Annotated in this window: 20 protein-coding genes and 1 other RNA gene; 10 read left to right on the forward strand and 11 right to left on the reverse strand. The window is 62.9% G+C overall.

All coding sequences use genetic code 11. From position 1 onward, the window contains the following. The first annotated feature begins 12 nt into the window (after window positions 1-12). On the forward strand, window positions 13-1,266 hold the full coding sequence (locus ACE1EY_RS02950) for a multidrug effflux MFS transporter (protein ID WP_291514958.1): 1,254 nt from the start codon (window positions 13-15) through the stop codon (window positions 1,264-1,266). Window positions 1,267-1,278: 12 nt separating this feature from the next. Beyond that, window positions 1,279-2,223, forward strand: coding sequence for an alpha/beta hydrolase fold domain-containing protein (locus ACE1EY_RS02955; RefSeq protein ID WP_370299434.1), 945 nt, complete (start codon window positions 1,279-1,281; stop codon window positions 2,221-2,223). 206 nt (window positions 2,224-2,429) lie between these two features. Here the strand turns inward: ACE1EY_RS02955 and ACE1EY_RS02960 are convergent, their stop codons facing one another. From ACE1EY_RS02960 to smpB, 7 genes are all read right to left on the reverse strand, one after another. Then, window positions 2,430-2,600, reverse strand: a complete 171-nt coding sequence (locus tag ACE1EY_RS02960; RefSeq protein ID WP_370299435.1) for a hypothetical protein — start codon at window positions 2,598-2,600, stop codon at window positions 2,430-2,432. A gap of 30 nt (window positions 2,601-2,630) precedes the next feature. Further along, window positions 2,631-3,035 carry a type I restriction-modification enzyme R subunit C-terminal domain-containing protein gene (locus tag ACE1EY_RS02965; protein WP_370299436.1) on the reverse strand — a complete coding sequence of 135 codons (405 nt, stop codon included), beginning with the start codon at window positions 3,033-3,035 and terminating at the stop codon, window positions 2,631-2,633. A 312-nt stretch (window positions 3,036-3,347) separates the two neighbouring features. After that, window positions 3,348-3,758, reverse strand: coding sequence for a type II toxin-antitoxin system VapC family toxin (locus tag ACE1EY_RS02970; protein WP_373928034.1), 411 nt, complete (start codon window positions 3,756-3,758; stop codon window positions 3,348-3,350). Beyond that, entirely contained in the window at window positions 3,730-3,936 is a 207-nt protein-coding gene (locus ACE1EY_RS02975) for an AbrB/MazE/SpoVT family DNA-binding domain-containing protein (protein WP_370299438.1), read from the reverse strand. The genes ACE1EY_RS02970 and ACE1EY_RS02975 overlap by 29 nt, the downstream gene beginning before the upstream one ends. Window positions 3,937-4,166: 230 nt before the next feature. Continuing rightward, on the reverse strand, window positions 4,167-5,258 hold the full coding sequence (locus ACE1EY_RS02980) for a tyrosine-type recombinase/integrase (protein ID WP_370299439.1): 1,092 nt from the start codon (window positions 5,256-5,258) through the stop codon (window positions 4,167-4,169). Window position 5,259: 1 nt separating this feature from the next. Then, window positions 5,260-5,622, reverse strand: a transfer-messenger RNA (tmRNA) gene (ssrA, locus tag ACE1EY_RS02985). A 70-nt stretch (window positions 5,623-5,692) separates the two neighbouring features. Further along, the gene (gene smpB / locus ACE1EY_RS02990) at window positions 5,693-6,184 is read right to left on the reverse strand and encodes an SsrA-binding protein SmpB (RefSeq protein ID WP_370299455.1); all 492 of its coding nucleotides are present in this window, start codon (window positions 6,182-6,184) and stop codon (window positions 5,693-5,695) included. Between the two features lie 128 nt (window positions 6,185-6,312). On the opposite strand from smpB, the gene ACE1EY_RS02995 reads away from it, so the two are divergent. Beyond that, window positions 6,313-7,698, forward strand: coding sequence for a sodium-dependent transporter (locus tag ACE1EY_RS02995; protein WP_291514970.1), 1,386 nt, complete (start codon window positions 6,313-6,315; stop codon window positions 7,696-7,698). Further along, window positions 7,695-8,009 (forward strand): RnfH family protein, encoded by a 315-nt coding sequence (locus ACE1EY_RS03000; RefSeq protein ID WP_291514971.1) that lies wholly within the window; start codon window positions 7,695-7,697, stop codon window positions 8,007-8,009. Before ACE1EY_RS02995 ends, ACE1EY_RS03000 begins: the two co-directional genes overlap by 4 nt. Window positions 8,010-8,013: 4 nt before the next feature. Here the strand turns inward: ACE1EY_RS03000 and ACE1EY_RS03005 are convergent, their stop codons facing one another. Next, complete coding sequence (locus tag ACE1EY_RS03005; RefSeq protein ID WP_291514972.1) at window positions 8,014-8,364, reverse strand: outer membrane protein assembly factor BamE; 351 nt, start codon at window positions 8,362-8,364, stop codon at window positions 8,014-8,016. A 76-nt stretch (window positions 8,365-8,440) separates the two neighbouring features. Between ACE1EY_RS03005 and fur the strand changes: the two genes are divergently transcribed. Beyond that, on the forward strand, window positions 8,441-8,860 hold the full coding sequence (gene fur, locus ACE1EY_RS03010; protein ID WP_291514973.1) for a ferric iron uptake transcriptional regulator: 420 nt from the start codon (window positions 8,441-8,443) through the stop codon (window positions 8,858-8,860). An 89-nt stretch (window positions 8,861-8,949) separates the two neighbouring features. Here the strand turns inward: fur and recN are convergent, their stop codons facing one another. Together recN and ACE1EY_RS03020 are read right to left on the reverse strand one after the other, a co-directional pair. Next, window positions 8,950-10,632, reverse strand: a complete 1,683-nt coding sequence (recN, locus tag ACE1EY_RS03015; protein ID WP_370299440.1) for a DNA repair protein RecN — start codon at window positions 10,630-10,632, stop codon at window positions 8,950-8,952. Continuing rightward, window positions 10,632-11,498, reverse strand: a complete 867-nt coding sequence (locus ACE1EY_RS03020) for an NAD(+) kinase (protein WP_291514975.1) — start codon at window positions 11,496-11,498, stop codon at window positions 10,632-10,634. The genes recN and ACE1EY_RS03020 overlap by 1 nt, the downstream gene beginning before the upstream one ends. Before the next feature lie 73 nt (window positions 11,499-11,571). On the opposite strand from ACE1EY_RS03020, the gene hrcA reads away from it, so the two are divergent. From hrcA to dnaJ, 4 genes are all read left to right on the forward strand, one after another. Beyond that, entirely contained in the window at window positions 11,572-12,630 is a 1,059-nt protein-coding gene (gene hrcA / locus ACE1EY_RS03025) for a heat-inducible transcriptional repressor HrcA (RefSeq protein WP_373928035.1), read from the forward strand. 72 nt (window positions 12,631-12,702) lie between these two features. Further along, a complete protein-coding gene (grpE, locus tag ACE1EY_RS03030; RefSeq protein WP_291514977.1) occupies window positions 12,703-13,281 on the forward strand; it encodes a nucleotide exchange factor GrpE in 579 nt (192 codons plus the stop codon). A gap of 125 nt (window positions 13,282-13,406) precedes the next feature. Next, window positions 13,407-15,329: a molecular chaperone DnaK gene (dnaK, locus tag ACE1EY_RS03035; RefSeq protein WP_370299442.1), complete on the forward strand. Its 1,923-nt coding sequence runs from the start codon at window positions 13,407-13,409 to the stop codon at window positions 15,327-15,329. Between the two features lie 83 nt (window positions 15,330-15,412). Then, on the forward strand, window positions 15,413-16,516 hold the full coding sequence (dnaJ, locus tag ACE1EY_RS03040) for a molecular chaperone DnaJ (protein WP_370299443.1): 1,104 nt from the start codon (window positions 15,413-15,415) through the stop codon (window positions 16,514-16,516). A gap of 92 nt (window positions 16,517-16,608) precedes the next feature. Here the strand turns inward: dnaJ and ACE1EY_RS03045 are convergent, their stop codons facing one another. Continuing rightward, on the reverse strand, window positions 16,609-17,073 hold the full coding sequence (locus tag ACE1EY_RS03045) for a hypothetical protein (protein ID WP_291514444.1): 465 nt from the start codon (window positions 17,071-17,073) through the stop codon (window positions 16,609-16,611). An 85-nt stretch (window positions 17,074-17,158) separates the two neighbouring features. Between ACE1EY_RS03045 and dapB the strand changes: the two genes are divergently transcribed. Further along, window positions 17,159-17,959 carry a 4-hydroxy-tetrahydrodipicolinate reductase gene (dapB, locus tag ACE1EY_RS03050; protein ID WP_370299444.1) on the forward strand — a complete coding sequence of 267 codons (801 nt, stop codon included), beginning with the start codon at window positions 17,159-17,161 and terminating at the stop codon, window positions 17,957-17,959. Window positions 17,960-17,967: the final 8 nt, after the last annotated feature.

Below are 17,967 nucleotides of genomic sequence, written 5' to 3' on the forward strand. Positions count from 1 at the left end.
TGAGGATGCACCTTGACCTTGAATCAACCCGGCCTCGCGAGATCTGCCATGGGCCTGCGGGAGTTCGTCTGCTTCGTGGCGGCCTGCATGGCGATCAATGCGCTGGCAATCGACATCGTGCTGGCTGCGCTACCTCAGATCAGCGATGAGCTGGGCGCCGCTGACACGAATGATCGCCAGGCGGTCATTTCGTTTTATCTGTTCGGCCTCGGGGCATCGCAGTTCCTCTACGGCCCGCTCAGCGACAGCTTCGGCCGCAAGCCTGTGCTGACCTTTGGCCTACTGCTGTTTGCAGCCGCCAGCTTGTTCTCTGCGGCATCGACGACATTCGAAATGATGATCCTGTCGCGGTTCATACAGGGTTTTGGCGCCGGAGCGCCGCGCGTAGTGGCAATGGCGCTGGTCCGCGATCGCTTCGTTGGCGTTGAGATGGGGCGGGTGATGTCCATGGCGATGATGGTGTTCATGATCGTCCCCATCCTCGCGCCCTCAATCGGCCAGGGCATTCTGCTGATCGCGCCCTGGCGCTGGATGTTTCTTACCCTGTTGCTGGCGGGCGTCGGAATCGCGTTGTGGGGCATGTTCCGCGTTGAGGAAACACTCACGGACGAGAATCGCCGATCACTGACACTCGCCAATCTGGGCTCGGGTTTTGCCGCCGCAATTCGGCATCCGGTGACGCGCGGCTACACGCTTGCCCTGGGTCTGGTCTTCGGCGTACTGGTGGCGTTCATCAGCTTGGCCCAGCAGATCTTTCAGGATCGCTACGGCATCGGCGCCGGCTTCACCATGCTGTTTGCTTGCATCGCGATGTTTCTGACGGCGTCGTCGTTCACCAACTCCCGGCTGCTGCGCCGGTTTGGCCTGGTGCGCATGACATGGAGCGCACTGGTTGGTCTGATCGCCATCAGCGCGGTCTGGTCGGTGGTCGCCGTCTTCGATCAGGTGCCGCTGGCGCTTTACATGCTGCTCCAGGGCTCCTGCCTGTTCTGCTTCGGTTTTCTGGGCGCGAACCTCAATGCCCTGGCCATGGAGCCCATGGGGCGTAACGCCGGCAGCGCTGCCGCACTCATCGGGAGTTTCACCACGATCATGGGCACGGGAATCGGATATCTGATTGCCCAGCAGTTCGATGGCACGCTGGTGCCGCTGGCGGTCGGCTATCTCGGCATGGCGAGCAGTGCACTGCTAGTGGTTGTCCTGACCAACCGCATCGCTGTCAAACTGGGGCAGCCCCTTGCGGCCAGTTCCCGGCCCGCTCCATAGCGCGAGATCGAGATGCCAAGCTCAACGATTGACCGTTTGACCACCGCATCGCTGCCACGCAGCGTGTGGGCTTGGCGCCCGATGGCTGCAGTGCTTGCGATCATGCTGCTCAGCGCCTGCTCCGACGACTCAAGACCACCGCTGCCGGTCGAAGGCCGATTCTCCGTGGTTGAAAATCTGGACTACGCGGATTACGACGGTCGGATCTTGCGCCTGGATCTCTACATCCCGGACGAGCCGGTTTCACAGCCCGTCCCTGTCGTAATCGCCGTGCGCGGCGGCGGATTCCGGCGGGGCGACAAAGAAGCCTTCGCGCCTATTGCCGGTGCAATGGCGGACCGTGGTATCGCGGCGGCCAGCATCGAATACCGTACATCAGCCGAAGCGCTGTTCCCCGGCGCAATCCACGACACCAAGGCAGCCGTCCGCTGGTTACGTCAGCACGCCGCCGACTACGGGCTGGACGCGAGCGCGATCGGCGCAATCGGTGGATCTGCCGGCGGTTATCTGTCCGCATACCTGGGGGTCACAACCGGAGAGCAGGCACTGGAGGGCAGCGGCGGCTCACCAGAGGTTGCCAGCTCGATCCAGGCCATTGTCGCCATGGCACCGGAGGCCGAGCCCACGTCGCAGCCGTGGTGGGGCGAGTTTCTGGACGATGCCGACGACCCGGACGAGACCTTGCGGGCCTACGCCTCCACGCTAACCCAGTTAGATGCCGGCGAAGAACCACCATTACTGCTGATTCACAGCGCCGATGACAACACGGTGCCATTGAGCCAGTCGCAGAAACTGTTCGATGCCTATGGCCAGTCCGGCAATCAGGTCGACATTGTGGTGCTGTCCGGTGCGCCGCATGCCTTTTGGTACGAAGTCGCCTGGTTTCCCGGTGCGATGGACCGGGCGGCCGCGTTCTTTGCAGCGGAACTTGGCGCGGGAAACCCGACTGCGCATTAGCGGCAGGTCGGTTTCAGGCCTGGCCGAACGTGCTCCTGGCTTCGGGTATCGAATCGCCATGACCGAAAAGCCCCAAACGAGAACGGTTGAGGTTTCGTTATAGGTGGGCGGCGGGAATCGAACTGGCGATCCGAGGCTTTCAGGGCGGTCCCGCGCGGTTCACTGCGCAAAGTCGGTACAGCCATGGGCACAAGCAAACCGCCATTTCACCCCGTGTCCTGATCGGGCTGATACAGGTACTTCTGGAAGCCCACGAAGGTCTCACGGATCATCAGCGGCGGGCCGAGTTGCTGGGTGGCGTCGCTGATCGTGGCGTATTTGAGTTCGATCAGGCTGCGCATTTTGCTGGGCGCGAGTTCGCCGACGCCGTCTCGCACGTAGCGGTCCAGGATGAAGTTGACGAATTCCTACTGCTTGGAGCTGGCGTAGGCGCTGGCGATCCCTGAGCGGGCGCTCTGGGCGCATTGGCGTCGGGTTTTGGTCTCGGCTGAATAGGCCACGTAGGCCAGCACGTCGTACACGTCGCTGTCCTTGGCGTCGATCAGATCGTTCATCGCGTCCAGCCGTTCGGCGTCATACCCTTCTTCGGCCAGATCGTTCAGCAGCTTTTCGCGGGTGGTGGGGTCGGCCCAGATTTCGCGGAGCTGACCTTCGTCGCCGAAGAATCTTGGCAGGTCGGCGAACAGGCGTTCGATGAATTCCCTGGCCGTGATCGGGGTGCCGTCGGGGTTCCAGTACAGGGCGCTGGCAATGTGCTTGATCTGCCGGGTCTTGCCGTCAGACAGGGTGATGACCAGCTTCTTCTCGCACACGCAGGGTTTCTGGCCGCGGTCGGTGCAGGGGAGCGGGTCGGTTTTTTCGCAGGTGCATGGGTCCAGGTCACAGACCTTGCCCCGTTCCGGCTTTCCTTCTTGGCCTCCACCGCCGCGAGTTTGCGGCCGCAGTACCTCAACACGTAATCGCTGGTCACGGCCGCTGCGTGTTTGCCACCTCCGATGATGCGCCCTGGTGCAATCACCTCGCGGCGAATGAAGCTGTTCTCCACCACACCCCAGCCGGCCTCCACCAGTTTGGGGTCGATCAGCTCGGCGCGGGTGTCGGCTTCGTTGCGCATGGATGCGGCTCTATCGGCCCGTTGCCGGGCGGTAGTTCACGCCGTTGAGGCCTTCAAAGTCGCTGTCCTGAGTCCATAACAGGGCGCTATTTCTGTGTGCTGTGGCAAGAATGAGACTGTCAGCCGTCGGCAGGCGGTGCGTGAGGGAGATCGCCGCGGCCTCCAGGCTCAGGGCGCTATCAAGGTCCACCACCGTGCCCTGTTGCATCAATGCGATACAGCGCAAGGCATCGCCCTCGTCGCGCTGCTGGTGTACGCGTTTGTACACCTCGTACAGGCAGATGACCGGCACGATCAACTGGGCTGTTTCCTCGATCGCCGGGGCGAAGTACGTCGCATTCGGGCCGTCTGCCAGATATTCAAGCCAAGCGGATGAATCCACAACGTTGCACTCAGGCACGGTCCGGCTCGCGGGGAACATTGGTTTGAATGCCCTTCAGGAATCCGCGCGCCTGTTGCGGCGATTCCAATGGCAGCAGCTCGATTCGGTTGCCGATCTGCAGCGTCTGAAACTTCTGACCGGGCTGCAGATTCATGCGCTCTCGAATCGCCCGTGGAATCACCAACTGGTATTTGGACGACAGGGTGGTGGCTTCCATGTTCAACTCCAGCTTAATCGATGCCAATATCGTATTACGGCGATGCTATCGATTCAACGGGACGCATACACGGCACTGAATTTGGGTGAAGGTGCCGCCTTCTGGATCAAGGTGAGGGCTTGGGGCAGTGCCTGCGCATTGCGTTCGAAGGGTTGCTGGTTCAGGGCGTCGCCCTGCACCGGATAGTCCTTCAGGCGCTGGGTGGCCCAGATGCGGAACTGGGTGGCGATTCAGTTCTCGCTGATTGACTTCTTGCGGTCGCGTACGCCAGGAAACACCAGTTCGCCACGGCCGGTCAGTGGCTCCAGCTCGCGCAGGATCGCGATGGCTTGCTCCGAAAGCGGCACCACATGCGGATCGCGCTTGTTCATCCGCTCGGCTGGAATACGCCACTCTGCGGTATCTAGGTCTATTTCAGCCCAGCGCGCGCCGCGTAGTTCGCCGGGGCGCACGAATACCAGTGGGGCGAGTTGTAGTGCGGTCTTGACCGTGAACGTACCGGTGAACCCATCAATGGCCCGGAGCAGGGCGGCAAATTCCTTCGGTTCGCGGACAGAGGCGAAGTGGCTCTGCTTGGTTGGCGGGAGCGCTCCGCGTAGGTCTTGCGTCGGATCACGTTCGGCGCGACCAGTGGCCACGGCATAGCGGAATATCTGCGAGCAGTTCTGCATGGTCCGGTGCGCGGTCTCCACACGGCCCCGTGAATCGATCCGGCGCAATGTCGCCAGCACGGCCGCGGCAGTCAGCGTGTTGATTTGCTCCCGCCCGATCCACGGTAAGACGTTGGCCTCCAGCCGGCGGATGATTTTGCTGGAGTGCGAGGGCACCCAGCGGGGTTCGTTCTTCTCGAACCACTCGCGGGCGATACGCTCGAAGGTGTCCGCGTCGGCTTGGTCCTCACTGGCCTGGGCTGCACGGTCTACGGCTGGATCGATGCCGCCATGCAGCAGCTCACGAGCCTCCGCCTTCTTCTTGCGTGCTTTGGCGAGTGACACGGCTGGGTAGGCGCCAAGGGCCAGGCGCTTTTCCTTTCCGCCGAATCGGTACTTGAGGCGCCAGTAGGTGCCGCCGCGTGGCGTGACCTCCAGATACATACCCTCGCCATCGAACAGGCGGTAGGTCTTGGAGCGTGGTTTGGCGTTGCGAACTTCGGTGGCTGTCAGCTTCGTCTGGGGGCACCTGAGCCGGGGGCATGAGCATGTGCCCCCTAATGCGCCCCAGATATCGCTGGATGTCCACAGATGACCCCGGACACTCAGGCAACAAAAAACCCCGCCGTGGCGAGGTTTTCTGGGCTTTCTCGGCCCTTGTCGGACCGTCATTTGGTGGAGGCGGCGGGAATCGAACCCGCGTCCGAAAGCCCTCTGCCTTCCGATCTACATGCTTAGCCTTGCCTTTAATTGTCGGCGACTGTTACCCGGCAGGCGAGGGAAGACAGACGCTTAGACTCACTAAGTTTTAACCGTTGGACCAGAGACCTATCCGCGGGCGAGCTTGTGTAATTTGACGCCCGATACCCAGCCCACAAGCAGACCAGGTCGGACGCTCACTACCGTTTTTTAGGCAGCGAGGGCGTAGTTGTCGTCGTTCGCAACTAAGCTTGTTTGCAAGTCTGTTTTACGAGGGGGACTGCACCTCGGCATGCACGTCAGGTTTCGCGACTCTCGTCGAATCCAAGTCGCCCCCGATGAACGCGTTAGTCTCGCACAGTTCGACTCGGCGCGTGCGGCAAAGTTCGGGGCGAAACCCCGGCGATTCAAGCCTTGGCGTCGTGGCGCATGATGCGCGCCTTCTGGCGGTCCCAGTCGCGGCTCTTGATGTCCGAGCGCTTGTCATGCTGTTTCTTGCCCTTGGCCAAACCGATCTCCAGCTTGGCGCGGCCGCGCGTCCAGTGTAGATCGAGCGGAATCAGGGTGTATCCCTGGCGCTCGGTCGCGCCGATGAGACGGCTTAGCTCGCGGCGATGCAGCAGTAGTTTGCGCGTGCGTGCGGGTTTGGCGACCACGTGGGTCGATGCCGCTTGCAAGGGGGTGATATGCGCGCCTTGCAGCCAGGCTTCGCCGTTTTTCAGGTAGACGTAGGCCTCGGCAACCTGGGCGCGGCCCTCGCGCAAAGCCTTGACTTCCCAGCCATCGAGCACGATCCCGGCTTCGAATCGGTCCTCGATGTGGTAGTCGTGCCGGGCGCGTCGGTTGACGGCGATTTGGCGTTCGCCAAGTTTTGATTTGCTCTTCTTGCTCACGCCCAGGATTATACGTGCCCGCAACGCGCCAGCCTGTACGAATGGCGTGACGCGTGTGCCGGGCGATGGAATAAGCGTCGCCGAACAACCGGATCAGCGTGTTCCGGAGAACGATTCATGAACGGGGGAGAGGTATGCCGCTGAGGTCGTCGCCTTACGGCTATTGGAGTTCGCCGACTCGGTTTGTCCTGGCGGTGCTGGGTCTGGTGATCGGCCTGGGCAATCTCTGGCGTTTGCCCGGCCTGGTCGCCAACCACGGTGGTTCGGCCTTTCTTCTGATCTATCTGCTCAGCCTGTTCGGACTGGCCGCGCCATTGCTCATTAACGAATGGCTGCTCGGGCGCTGGATGCGCTCGAACATCGTCTGGGGGCTTCGTCACCTGTCGCAGGTCGGAAACATCGGCCGCGGTTGGCAGGTGTTCGGCTGGACGGCGCTGATCGCCGCGGGCTTGGTGCTGTCCTATTACGCGGTTATCGCGGGCTGGACGCTGGCGTACGCGATTCGCGCGGGAGCCGGGGTGTTCGCCCAGGCGGATGCCGGTGCGATCCGCGACCAGTTTCTGGCGCTGGCCGGAGACCCGGAGCGCAGCTTGGCCTGGCATACGATTTTCATGGTGTTCGTGACGATTATCGTTGCGCACGGACCCAGAGTTGGGCTGGAGCGCGCGGTGAGCCTGCTGGTGCCGACGGCGATCGTATTGGTTGTCGGCCTGTTTCTTCTGGCGGGAAGCACCGGATACCTGCAAACCGCCGCGGGACAGCTGCTGGGTTTCCGCCCGGCTGATCTGGGCGTGACGGGCGTGCTGTCGGCCATCTCTCAATCGTTCTACACGCTGAGTCTGGGTGTTGGGGCGATGCTCGCCTACGGTGTCTTCCTGCCTAGCAACGCGCCCATTGTTCGCTCTGCATTCGTGGTGCTGATTGGCGATACGGTGTTCATGCTGGTTGGGGGCATGGCGATTTATGCAGTGGTGCTGGCCTCTGGAGAGGTGCCGCGCAGCGGGGTGCCCTTGTTGTTCCAGCAGGTGCCACAGGCGTTCGGTGCGCTCGGCGCCTTGCCGGCCTTGGCCGTGTTCGTGTTGCTGGCGTTGTTGACGCTGACCTCCGCGATCGGGCTGCTGGAGCCGATTGTGGTGCGTTGCATGGAACGTTTTGGCATCTCGCGCGTGTTCGCGGCGACCGCCAGCGGCATTCTGATCTGGATGATCGGGCTGACGACGGTCCTGTCGTTCAACGTGCTGGCAGAGGTGTCGCCGGGCGGACGCACGATTGCCGAATGGCTGCTAGACCTGACGGGCCGGGTGTTGTTCCCGCTGACCACGCTAGGACTGTGCATTTACGTGAGCCGCATGTTGCCGAAGGCGCTGGTCGCCGAGCTGTGGGGTGTGGAGCTAACGGATCGCCGTTACCGCGTCTGGCACTGGATGATGCGGTACCCGGCGCGCATCGGCATCATTATCGTGCTGATCGATGCATTGGGCATCGGGCAGCGTCTGGTTGCCCTGTGGACCCACCCATGAGTTCGTCCGATCTGGTTGCGATCGAAGTGGCCTATGCGTTGCCACACAAGCAGTCCTTGCTTCGGCTTGATGTGCCTGCGGGCACGACGGTGGAGCAGGCGGTTCAGCGATCCGGGTTGCTCGAGCAGTATCCGGAGATCGATCTCGCCACCGCGCAGATGGGGGTTTTCGGCAAGCAGGTCCCGGCTTCGACCGAGCTCAAGTCGGGGGATCGAGTCGAGATATATCGGCCGTTGATTGCTGATCCCAAGGCGGCGCGCCGGCGCCGGGCGCAAAAGGCCAAGGCGAAGGGCGACGCAGATCCAACCTGACCGATCAGGTCGGCGGTGGATCGACCGGCTGTGATTGCTCGCGTTCGGAGTTGGTCGAAGCGCCGATGACTTCGGCGACCTGACCATTCTGGAAGACCACGGTGACGGTGCGACGGAGTTCCTTGTCGCGCGGGCTGCGGTAGTACGAGACGTAGTCCCAGCGCACCGTGTCGCGCAGATCGCTCTTCACCAGCGCGCTGCCCATCAGGAATTCCACCTGCTCTGGCGTCATGCCCTTCTGAACCTGCTTGACCTGATCCTGTTCGATCACGTTGCCCTGGTTGACGGGTAGCTTGTAGACGAAATTGCAGCCGGTGGTCAGCAGCACGCCGGCGAGCGCGAGCGATCGAATCATGGTGGATCGAGAGAGCTGGCTTGAGGACGTGCGATAATACACGCTTGGCAATATCCGTTGGCGGAGTAGCGACACTGTGGAATCTCAAGACCTTCGAAAACTTGGACTCAAAGTCACGCTCCCGCGGCTGAAGATTCTAGAGATCCTGGAGTCAGCGGACGAGCGCCACATGACGGCCGAGGATGTCTACAAGCATTTGCTGGAGCTGGGCGAGGAAATCGGCCTGGCCACGGTTTATCGCGTGCTGACGCAATTTGAAGCCGCCGGCATTGTCACGCGCCACAACTTCGATGGTGGCCAAAGCGTGTTCGAACTGGACGATGGCCCGCATCATGACCACATGGTTTGCATGAAAACCGGCCAGGTCGTGGAGTTTGTCGACGAGGTCATCGAGCAGCGTCAGCGGGAGATCGCCGAAGAACATGGCTGGAAGATGACCGACCACAGCCTGGTGATCTACGGGCTCAGTCCCGAGGCGCGGACCGACAAGGACTAGCCTCACGTCTCGCGCCTGGCCTGTTTTCAGGCGGCAACTTGGCGGTGGGAATAGATCGGTGTTTTCCTGGTGGCCTGCGCGCCCGATGGTCAGGCGTTTTCCACCAGTCCCAGCATTTCTCGGGCGTGCGCCCGCGTGCGGTCGGTGACCTCGACGCCGCCCAACATCCGAGCGATTTCTTCGGTTCGGCGCTGGTCACCCAGCAATTCGACCTGGGTGCGAGTGTTGTTCGCGCTGGACTGTTTGCTGACATGAAACTGCTGGTTGCCTTGTGCGGCGACCTGCGGCAGGTGGGTCACGCATAACACTTGGCGATCGCTTGCCAGTTCGTGCAGACGGCGCCCGACGATTTCGGCGACGGCCCCGCCAATCCCTGCATCGACTTCATCGAAGATCATCGTCGGCGCGGCATCGTCTCCGAGTACGACGAGTTGGATCGCCAGCGCCAGACGAGAGAGCTCTCCGCCGGATGCGACTTTGGCGATCGGGCGCGCGGGTTGCCCGGGGTTCGCCGCTATCAATAAAGCGACACGGTCGCAGCCGTGCGGACTGAACGTCTGCTCGGCCTGTTGCAGGCCGACGGTGATTTCGGCATCCGGCATGCCTAGCGTTTGCACGATCTTGGTGATGGCTTGCTGCATGCCGTCCGCGGCCTCGGTGCGCGCTTGGGTGAGCGCCTGCGCGGCTTCGGTATACGCGCGCTCCGCTGTGGCGATCTGCTCGCGGAGTTCCGTTTCCTGGTCGCCGGCATGGCTGGCTGACTGCAGGCGGGCGCTGAGCGCGTCAATCTGCTCGGCAAGCGCCTGAGGCTTGCAATCATGTTTACGGGCGAGTCGATGCAGCTCGGTGAGGCGTTCATCGACGGTTTGCAAACGTTCGGGGTCCAGCTCCATCCGCTCCAGTGCACGCGCCACCATTCGAGCGGCGTCGTCCAGTTGGATGGTGGCCGATTCCACCAATTCGCGTGCTTCGGCTAGCGACGCGTCCAGGGTCTCCAGCTCGGCGAGCAAGTCGCGAGCCTTGCCGCTGCGTTCCGCGGCTGCACCGTCCTCTGCCTCGGCCAGCAGGGTGAGTACCGTACCGGCGTCCTGAATGAGCTGCTCTGCATTTGCCAGCCGACGCTGTTCTTGATCGAGCTGTTCAAACTCGCCGGGCTCCGGACGGGCGGATTCCAGCTCCTGAAGCTGAAACGTCAGCAGCTCGATCTCGGCGGCGCTGGGTTTGTCGGCCTGCTGCAACTCGGCGAGCGCCTGGTGCAGTTTGCGCACGGCTTGGGCCTGCTCGCGCACCGCCGCGCAGGCGTCACGATGGCGGCCATAGGCATCCAGCAAGACGCGCTGCTTGGCGCTGTCCAGCAGGCGTTGGCTGTCGTGCTGGCCGTGGATGTCCACCAGCCGCGCGCCAAGCTCGCGCAGGCTGCCGATATTGGTGGGTGAGCCATTGATAAAGGCGCGCGAGCCGCCATCGGCCATGACCACGCGGCGAATCAGGCAGCAGCCGGGGTCGTCGGGATCATCCAGCGCTTGTTCTGCCAGCCAGTGGCCGGCGGGCGAATCGCCAGGCACGCGAAACTCGGCGTCGACCTGCGCACGGGGTTGGCCAACGCGGACGGCGTCGGAATCCGCACGTTGACCCAGAGCGAGGCCGATGGCGTCGATCAGAATGGATTTTCCCGCCCCGGTTTCGCCGGTGAGGACGTTAAATCCGGGGCCGAACTCCATGTTGAGGTCGGTGATGACGGCCAGGTTCTGTATGGACAGCTGCCGCAACATCAGCTTTGACCGCGGCCCCAGTGCAGTTTGGTGCGCAGGATATGAAAGTAGTCATAGCCCGGCGGGTGGATCAGTGTCATGCGTTTGTCTGACGCGCGAATGCGGATGCGGTCACCGCCCGCCAGCGGGTGACTGACCTGGCCATCCCAGGTCACCAGCGCTTCGGTGTTATGCCCGTGCACCACGACTTCCAGTTCGCTGTTGGCGCTGATGACCAGCGGTCGATCGGACAGCGTGTGTGGGCAGATCGGCACCAGCGTTAGCGCGTCGATGCCGGTGTGGACGATCGGTCCACCGCTGGACAGCGCGTAAGCGGTTGAGCCGGTCGGTGTGGAGATCACAATCCCATCGGCCCGATGGCGATTGACGAACTCCCCGTTGATGCGGGTATCGAATTCCAGCAGGCGGTTGAATGCGCGGTTGCGGACGACCACGTCGTTAAGCGCCAGGAAAGAAGCGATCGGCTCACCTTGGACATCCGGTTGCGCCTCGATCATCAGGCGATCTTCGCGGATGCCCTGACCATCCAGAATCTCGTCCAGGCGGGCGCTCATATCGTCGGGCGAAACATCCACCATGAAACCCAGGCGCCCGCGATTCACGCCGACGATGGGCACATCATGCGGTGCCATGTAGCGGCCGGCGTCGAGCAAGGTGCCGTCGCCGCCCACGACAATGCAAAGATCGCATTGGCCGCCGAGCTCGGCCCGGGCGACGGCTTCTGCGCCCGAGACCTGGGCCGCGACCGCGTCCGGAATGACCGTGAGACCACGTTCGGCGAGGTAGCGGACCAGCCGTTCTACGGTCGTCAGGACCGCGGCGTCCGAGGGCTTGGCGATCACGCCGATGCGCTGGAAGCCGGTCACGCAATTTCCTTGCGTTGACAGCGCCAGGCGCGCGTGGCTTTCTGTATTTCCACCATAAGAATTCTGAATCCCCGTGGCCCCGGAGTCTCGCATCGAAATCGGAATGCCGTCACTGGATGCCCGTCAGGCGACCCTTCTGAAAACGCTCGTGGAGCAGTTTATCGCGGAAGGGCGTCCGGTCGGGTCATCCCGGTTGCTGGCCTGCAGCGGACTGTCGGTCAGCTCCGCGACGGTGCGCAGCATCATGGTCGACTTGGCCGAGCGTGGCTATGTTTCGGCGCCGCATACGTCGTCGGGGCGCATACCCACCCCGCTGGGCTATCGATTTTTCGTCGACTCGTTGCTGGAGCCGGAGCGTCTGGCGCGGCAAACGGCTTCCGAGCTTCATGAGAAGTTGCGCGATTCGTCGGGCGGCCGCGATGGCTTGACCAACGACACGTCCGCGCTGCTGGCCGATCTGACCCGGATGGCCGGTGTGGTGTCGGTTCCACGCAGCGATTTGCGCACATTGCGGCAAATCGAGTTTCTACCGCTGTCGGATTGTCGCGTCCTGGTGGTTCTGGTGGTCGATCGGGAAGAGGTCCAGAACCGGGTCGTGCAACTGTCCAAGAATTATTCGCGTGAATCGCTGGAGCGGGCTGCTGCGTTCATCAATCGGCATGCGGCGGGTCGATATTTGTTCGAAGTCGGCGAGGTCTTGCGCCGTCAGGTGCAGGAAGCCGAAGCTGCCGTCGGCGAAGAGCTTGCGGTTCTGATGCAGCAGGCGGTGAGTGAATCCGCTGATGCCGATCACGCCGGCCTGGTGATTGCCGGCGAACCCAATTTGCTGGCCTTTGCCGAGATCGGCAGTCGCGAGCGCCTAGTCGCTTTGTTGCGTGCGCTGGACCGAAAGCGCGAGATCGCCGGCTTGTTCCGACGCTGCCTGGACGCCGATGGCGTGCAGATCTTCATCGGCAACGAGTCGGGCGTGACGGTGCTGGACGAATGCAGTGTGGTGACCGCGCCGTACCGGGTCGATGGCGAGGTGGCCGGCGTGTTGGGCGTGATCGGGCCGACCCGGATGGCCTACCAGCGCATCGTGCCGCTGGTGGATCTCACCGCGAGAATGTTCGGGGTTGGCTTGAAAAGCTGACGGCTGCCCCCACCAAGCGAGCCGTGCGACAAGTTCGTCGCCTTTCATCGACTTTCGAACACGGATCGCAGCATGAGCCCAGAAGACGCGAAGCCAGAGGACGCAACGGCCGAGGCCGCCGTCCCGCAGGCTGATACCCCCGAGCAAGAACAGGCAGCACCTGCCGACGAACAGCCAACGCAGGCGGCCCTGGATGCGGCAGAAGCCAAGGCCAAAGAGCACTGGGAGGCCTATCTGCGCGCCAGTGCCGAACTGGAAAACGTGCGTCGCCGCGCCGAGCGCGATGTCGCGAACGCACACAAGTTCGGTCTGGAAAAGTTCGCCAGCGAGCTGCTGGGTGTCCGCGATTCGCTGGAACTGGGCTTGCAGTCTGCGCAGGCCGAGAACGCCAGCGTCGAGACCGTGCGTGAGGGCATGCAGCTAACGCTGAAGCAGCTCGCCAGCGTCATGGACAAGTTTGGCATCGCGCCGGTGGACCCGACGGGCCTGCCGTTCGACCCGGAAAAGCACGAGGCGGTCGCGATGGTGGAGTCCGAAGCCGACCCGAATACGGTGGTGGCGGTGATGCAGCGCGGGTATGTGCTCAATGAGCGCCTGTTGCGGGCCGCAATGGTCACGGTCGCCAAGCCACCGGCGGCGAGCGCGAACTGAGTGACGGGTTCGGCCTTGATTCCCACGGGCCGACCCCAATTTACCCGGTAGTCGCGACACGATTAAACGCGAAATAACTGATTTTTCTTACAGATTACTGAATAAGACGATTTCTGGAGCACACCATGGGCAAGATCATTGGTATCGACCTCGGCACCACAAACTCCTGCTTGGCCTTGTTGGAAGGCAGCAGCGCCAAGGTCATCGAAAACGCCGAAGGCGAACGCACCACGCCGTCCGTGGTGGCGTACACAGATGACGACCAGACGCTGGTAGGCCGGCCGGCCAAGCGTCAGGCTGTCACCAACCCCAGCAACACGCTGTACGCGATCAAGCGCCTGATCGGCCGCCGTTTCAAGGACGATGTGGTCCAGAAGGACATCAAGATGGTGCCCTACAAGATCGCGTCTGCCGACAACGGCGATGCCTGGGTCGAGGTCAAGGGCAAGAAGCTTTCGCCGCAGGAAGTCTCCGCGACGATTCTGCGCAAGATGAAGAAGGACGCCGAAGACTATCTGGGCGAGCCCGTCACCGAAGCCGTGATCACGGTGCCGGCCTACTTCAATGATTCGCAGCGCCAGGCGACCAAGGACGCGGGCAAGATCGCGGGTCTGGAAGTCAAGCGCATCATCAACGAGCCGACCGCCGCCGCGCTGGCCTACGGTCTGGACAAGAGCCAGGGCGACAAGAAGATCGCGGTTTACGACCTTGGCGGCGGCACCTTCGACGTGTCGATCATCGAGATCGCCGATGTCGATGGCGACAAGCAGTTCGAAGTGCTGGCGACGAACGGTGACACGTTCCTGGGCGGTGAAGATTTCGACATGCGCGTCATCGAGTACATCGCCGCTGAGTTCAAGAAGGATCAGGGCGTGGACCTGTCCGGCGATCCGCTGGCCATGCAGCGCCTGAAGGAAGCCGGCGAGAAGGCCAAGATCGAGCTGTCTTCCACGCAGCAAACCGAGATCAACCTGCCGTACATCACCGCCGACGCTTCCGGTCCCAAGCATCTGAACCTGAAGCTGTCGCGCGCCAAGCTCGAGTCGCTGGTCGACGATCTGGTCGAGCGCACCATCGATCCCTGCAAGGTCGCGCTGAAGGACGCCGGCGTGTCGGCGGGTGAAATCGACGAGGTCATCCTGGTTGGCGGTCAGACCCGCATGCCCAAGGTGCAGGACGCCGTGAAGGCCTTCTTCGGCCGCGAGCCGCGCCGCGATGTGAACCCGGACGAAGCCGTGGCCATGGGCGCCGCGATCCAGGCCGCCGTGCTGGCCGGTGACGTCAAGGACGTGCTGTTGCTCGACGTGACCCCGCTGTCGCTGGGTATCGAGACGATGGGCGGTCGCATGACCAAGCTGATCGACAAGAACACCACGATCCCGACCCGCAAGGCCGAGACCTTCACCACCGCCGAGGACAATCAGGGCGCGGTGACGGTGCATGTGCTGCAGGGTGAGCGTGAAGTGGCCGGCGCCAACAAGTCGCTGGGCAAGTTTGACCTGTCGGACATCCCGCCGGCTCCGCGCGGTGTGCCGCAGATCGAGGTGACCTTCGACATCGACGCCAACGGCATCCTGAACGTGTCTGCCAAGGACAAGGCGACCGGCAAGAGCCAGTCCATTGTCATCAAGGCCAGCTCGGGTCTGTCGGATGACGAGATCGAGAACATGGTCAAGGATGCCGAAGCGCATGCCGAAGACGACAAGAAGTTTGCTGACCTGATCAATGCCCGAAACCAGGCCGAGGGCCTGATCCACGGTGTCGAGAAATCACTGAAGGATCTGGGTGACAAGGTCGAGGCGGACGAGAAGGCCGCGGTCGAAAGCGCTGTCAGCGAGCTGCAAGAAGCGCTGAAGGGTGACGACAAGGAAGCCATCGAAGCCAAGACGCAGGCGCTGGCCGAAGCCTCCGCGAAGATTGCGGAGAAGGCTTACGCAGCCGAAGGCGGCGCGGAAGGGGCTCCGACAGCCGAGGGTTCGAGCGCCGACGATGATGTCGTCGACGCCGAGTTCGAGGAAGTCAACGACGACGAAAAGAAGAGCGCCTGATCCAGGTGTGACAAGGAGCGAGCGGGCGCAGATGTGCACCGCTCGCTCCTTTTTTATTGCAAGAACGGGGTTGGCCGAGTGCCATGAGCAAACGCGACTACTACGAGGTGCTGGGTGTCAGCCGTGACGCCGGTGCCGATGAGCTGAAGAAGGCGTATCGCCGCCTGGCGATGAAAGATCACCCGGATCGGAATCCGGGGGATGCCGAGGCGGAAGGACGTTTCAAGGAAGCCTCCGAGGCCTACGAGGTGCTGTCGGATGATCAGAAGCGCGCCGCCTATGATCGCTACGGACACGATGGTGTGGCCGGTGCCGCCGGCGGCGGGTTCGGTGGCGGTGGCTTTGGCGACATCTTTGGCGATGTGTTCTCGGATATCTTCGGCGGCGGCGGAGCACGTGCCGCCCGCGGTGCGGACCTGCGCTACGACCTGCCTATCGATCTCGAAGATGCCGTCAATGGCGTCGAGGAGACGATCCACATCCCGACCTGGGATGACTGCGAGACCTGTGATGGCTCCGGCGCCAAGCCGGGCACCAAGCCCAAAAGCTGTCCGTCATGCAATGGCGTGGGGCAGATCCGGATGCAGCAGGGCTTTTTCTCCGTGCAGCAGACCTGTCCGACGTGTCGGGGTCGCGGTGAGGTGATTGCCGAGGCCTGTCGGGACTGCTCGGGACGGGGCCGCGTCGAAGGCGAGAAGACACTGTCGGTCAAGATTCCACCGGGCGTGAATACCGGTGACCGGATTCGGCTGACCGGGGAGGGCGAGGCCGGCGAACGCGGCGCGCCCGCTGGTGATCTCTATGTGCAGATCAATGTGCGGCCACATGACGTGTTCGAGCGCGATGGCAACGATCTTCGTTGCACGGTGCCGATGCCGTTCGTCACGGCGGCACTGGGCGGTGACATCGAGGTGCCCACGCTCAAGGGGCGGGCGACGCTGAAGATTCCCGAGGGCACGCAGTCCGGCCGCACATTCCGCTTGCGCGGCAAGGGCGCGCCGAGTGTACGGGGCGCCGGTGTCGGCGATTTGCTGTGCACGGTGCGACTGGAAACCCCCGTGAACCTGTCCTCCAAGCAGAAGACACTGTTGTCGGAGTTTGGCGAAACCGTCGGTGAAAAGCATAGCCCCGAGGAGCAATCCTGGCTGGCCAAGGCCAAGCGGTTCTTCGAGGAGCGGGTGAAGTAGCTTTGCTCGGGAAACGCTGATCTATTCCCACGATCAAGACCGAGCCGGTTCTCCGGCGGCAACTCGGCGACGTGAATAGACCAGCGTTTCTCCTACGCCGTCGTGCGGCGGGCACGGCGGCGTAACCACCAGCCGAGTAATTGCGAGGCCACCGCGGCGACCAGGAACGCCGGGAACGCCATGACCAGTGTCAGGCGAAAGCCCATGGCCGCCTTGATACGCGAACCCGCGATCTGTTGATGCCACCAGGCGTACCCGCCGACGATGCGTTGTCGGATGTTGGCCGCCTCTCGCGTCACCCCCACGCAGTGGAACGCATCCAGGCAGCCCGATGTGTCTCGCGCCAGGCTGAGCGGCACCGGAGAGTTTTCGACCTGCGCCCATTGCAAGACCGCGGCGCCGGTACCCGTGGCAACCACGACCGGCATCGCTTCCGGAAAGTTCGCAGGAGTGAACTGCTCCCGGCTCGACAGCACGAAGACGGCCAGGCAGGCGGCAAAGACGATGCCCAGCACCAGCAGGCGAAGCATCAGTCGGATGAGGGGTGAATCGAGCATCGGCTAATCGTGGCAGGTCGGAAATGCTTGCAAGGGCCGTCGTCGGCGGGATAATCACGCGCCATTCTCCAAGCAAGGCAAGTCGATGTCGACGAAAGTATGCGTATTGGGTGCCGGCGGACGGATGGGCCAATCGGTGATTCGCGCCGTGTCCGAGCGGGATGACGCAACGCTCGTCGGCGCCGTGGACCGGCTCGCCGGACCGGCGCTCGGCAAGGATTGCGGACGCTTGCTGGGCTTGGACGCGATGGGAATCACGGTGGCTGATTCGCTGGATGCCGCGATCACCGCCGGTGTTGTCGTCATCGATTTCTCGGCGCCGGACGCGCTCATCAGCGCCTTGCCCGCCGTGCAGGCCACCGGCGCGGCTCTGGTCACCGGGACGACCGGACTATCGCCGGAGCAGCTGACTCGGTTGGAAGCGGCCGCGGCAGACGTTCCCATACTGCGGGCAGATAACTTTTCCGTTGGTGTCGTGCTGATGCGCCTGCTCGCGCGCCGCGCGGCCGAACTACTCGGCGCCTCGGCGGATGTCGAGATTATCGAAGCGCATCACCGCCGCAAGGTTGACGCGCCATCCGGCACCGCTCTGGCTGTTGGGCATTCAGTGGCGGCAGGGCTGGGGGTGGAACTGGATGCCAACGCGGACTGGAGCCGCCATGGGCAGGTCGGTGCGCGCGGGACAGGGCGCATCGGTTTCTCGGTGATTCGTGGCGGCGACATCGTCGGTGAGCACACCGCCTTGTTCGCGATGGACGGCGAGCGCCTGGAGATTACCCATCGGGCGACGGATCGAATGATCTTCGCGCGTGGCGCCGTGCGTGCGGCTGCGTGGTTGGCTGAGCAGTCGCCGGGCTTCTATACCTTGGAAGACATGCTGGGCTGAGCCGCGAG

It is taken from the genome of Abyssibacter sp. (assembly GCF_964229365.1).
In the GTDB taxonomy this organism is placed as follows: domain Bacteria; phylum Pseudomonadota; class Gammaproteobacteria; order Nevskiales; family OUC007; genus Abyssibacter.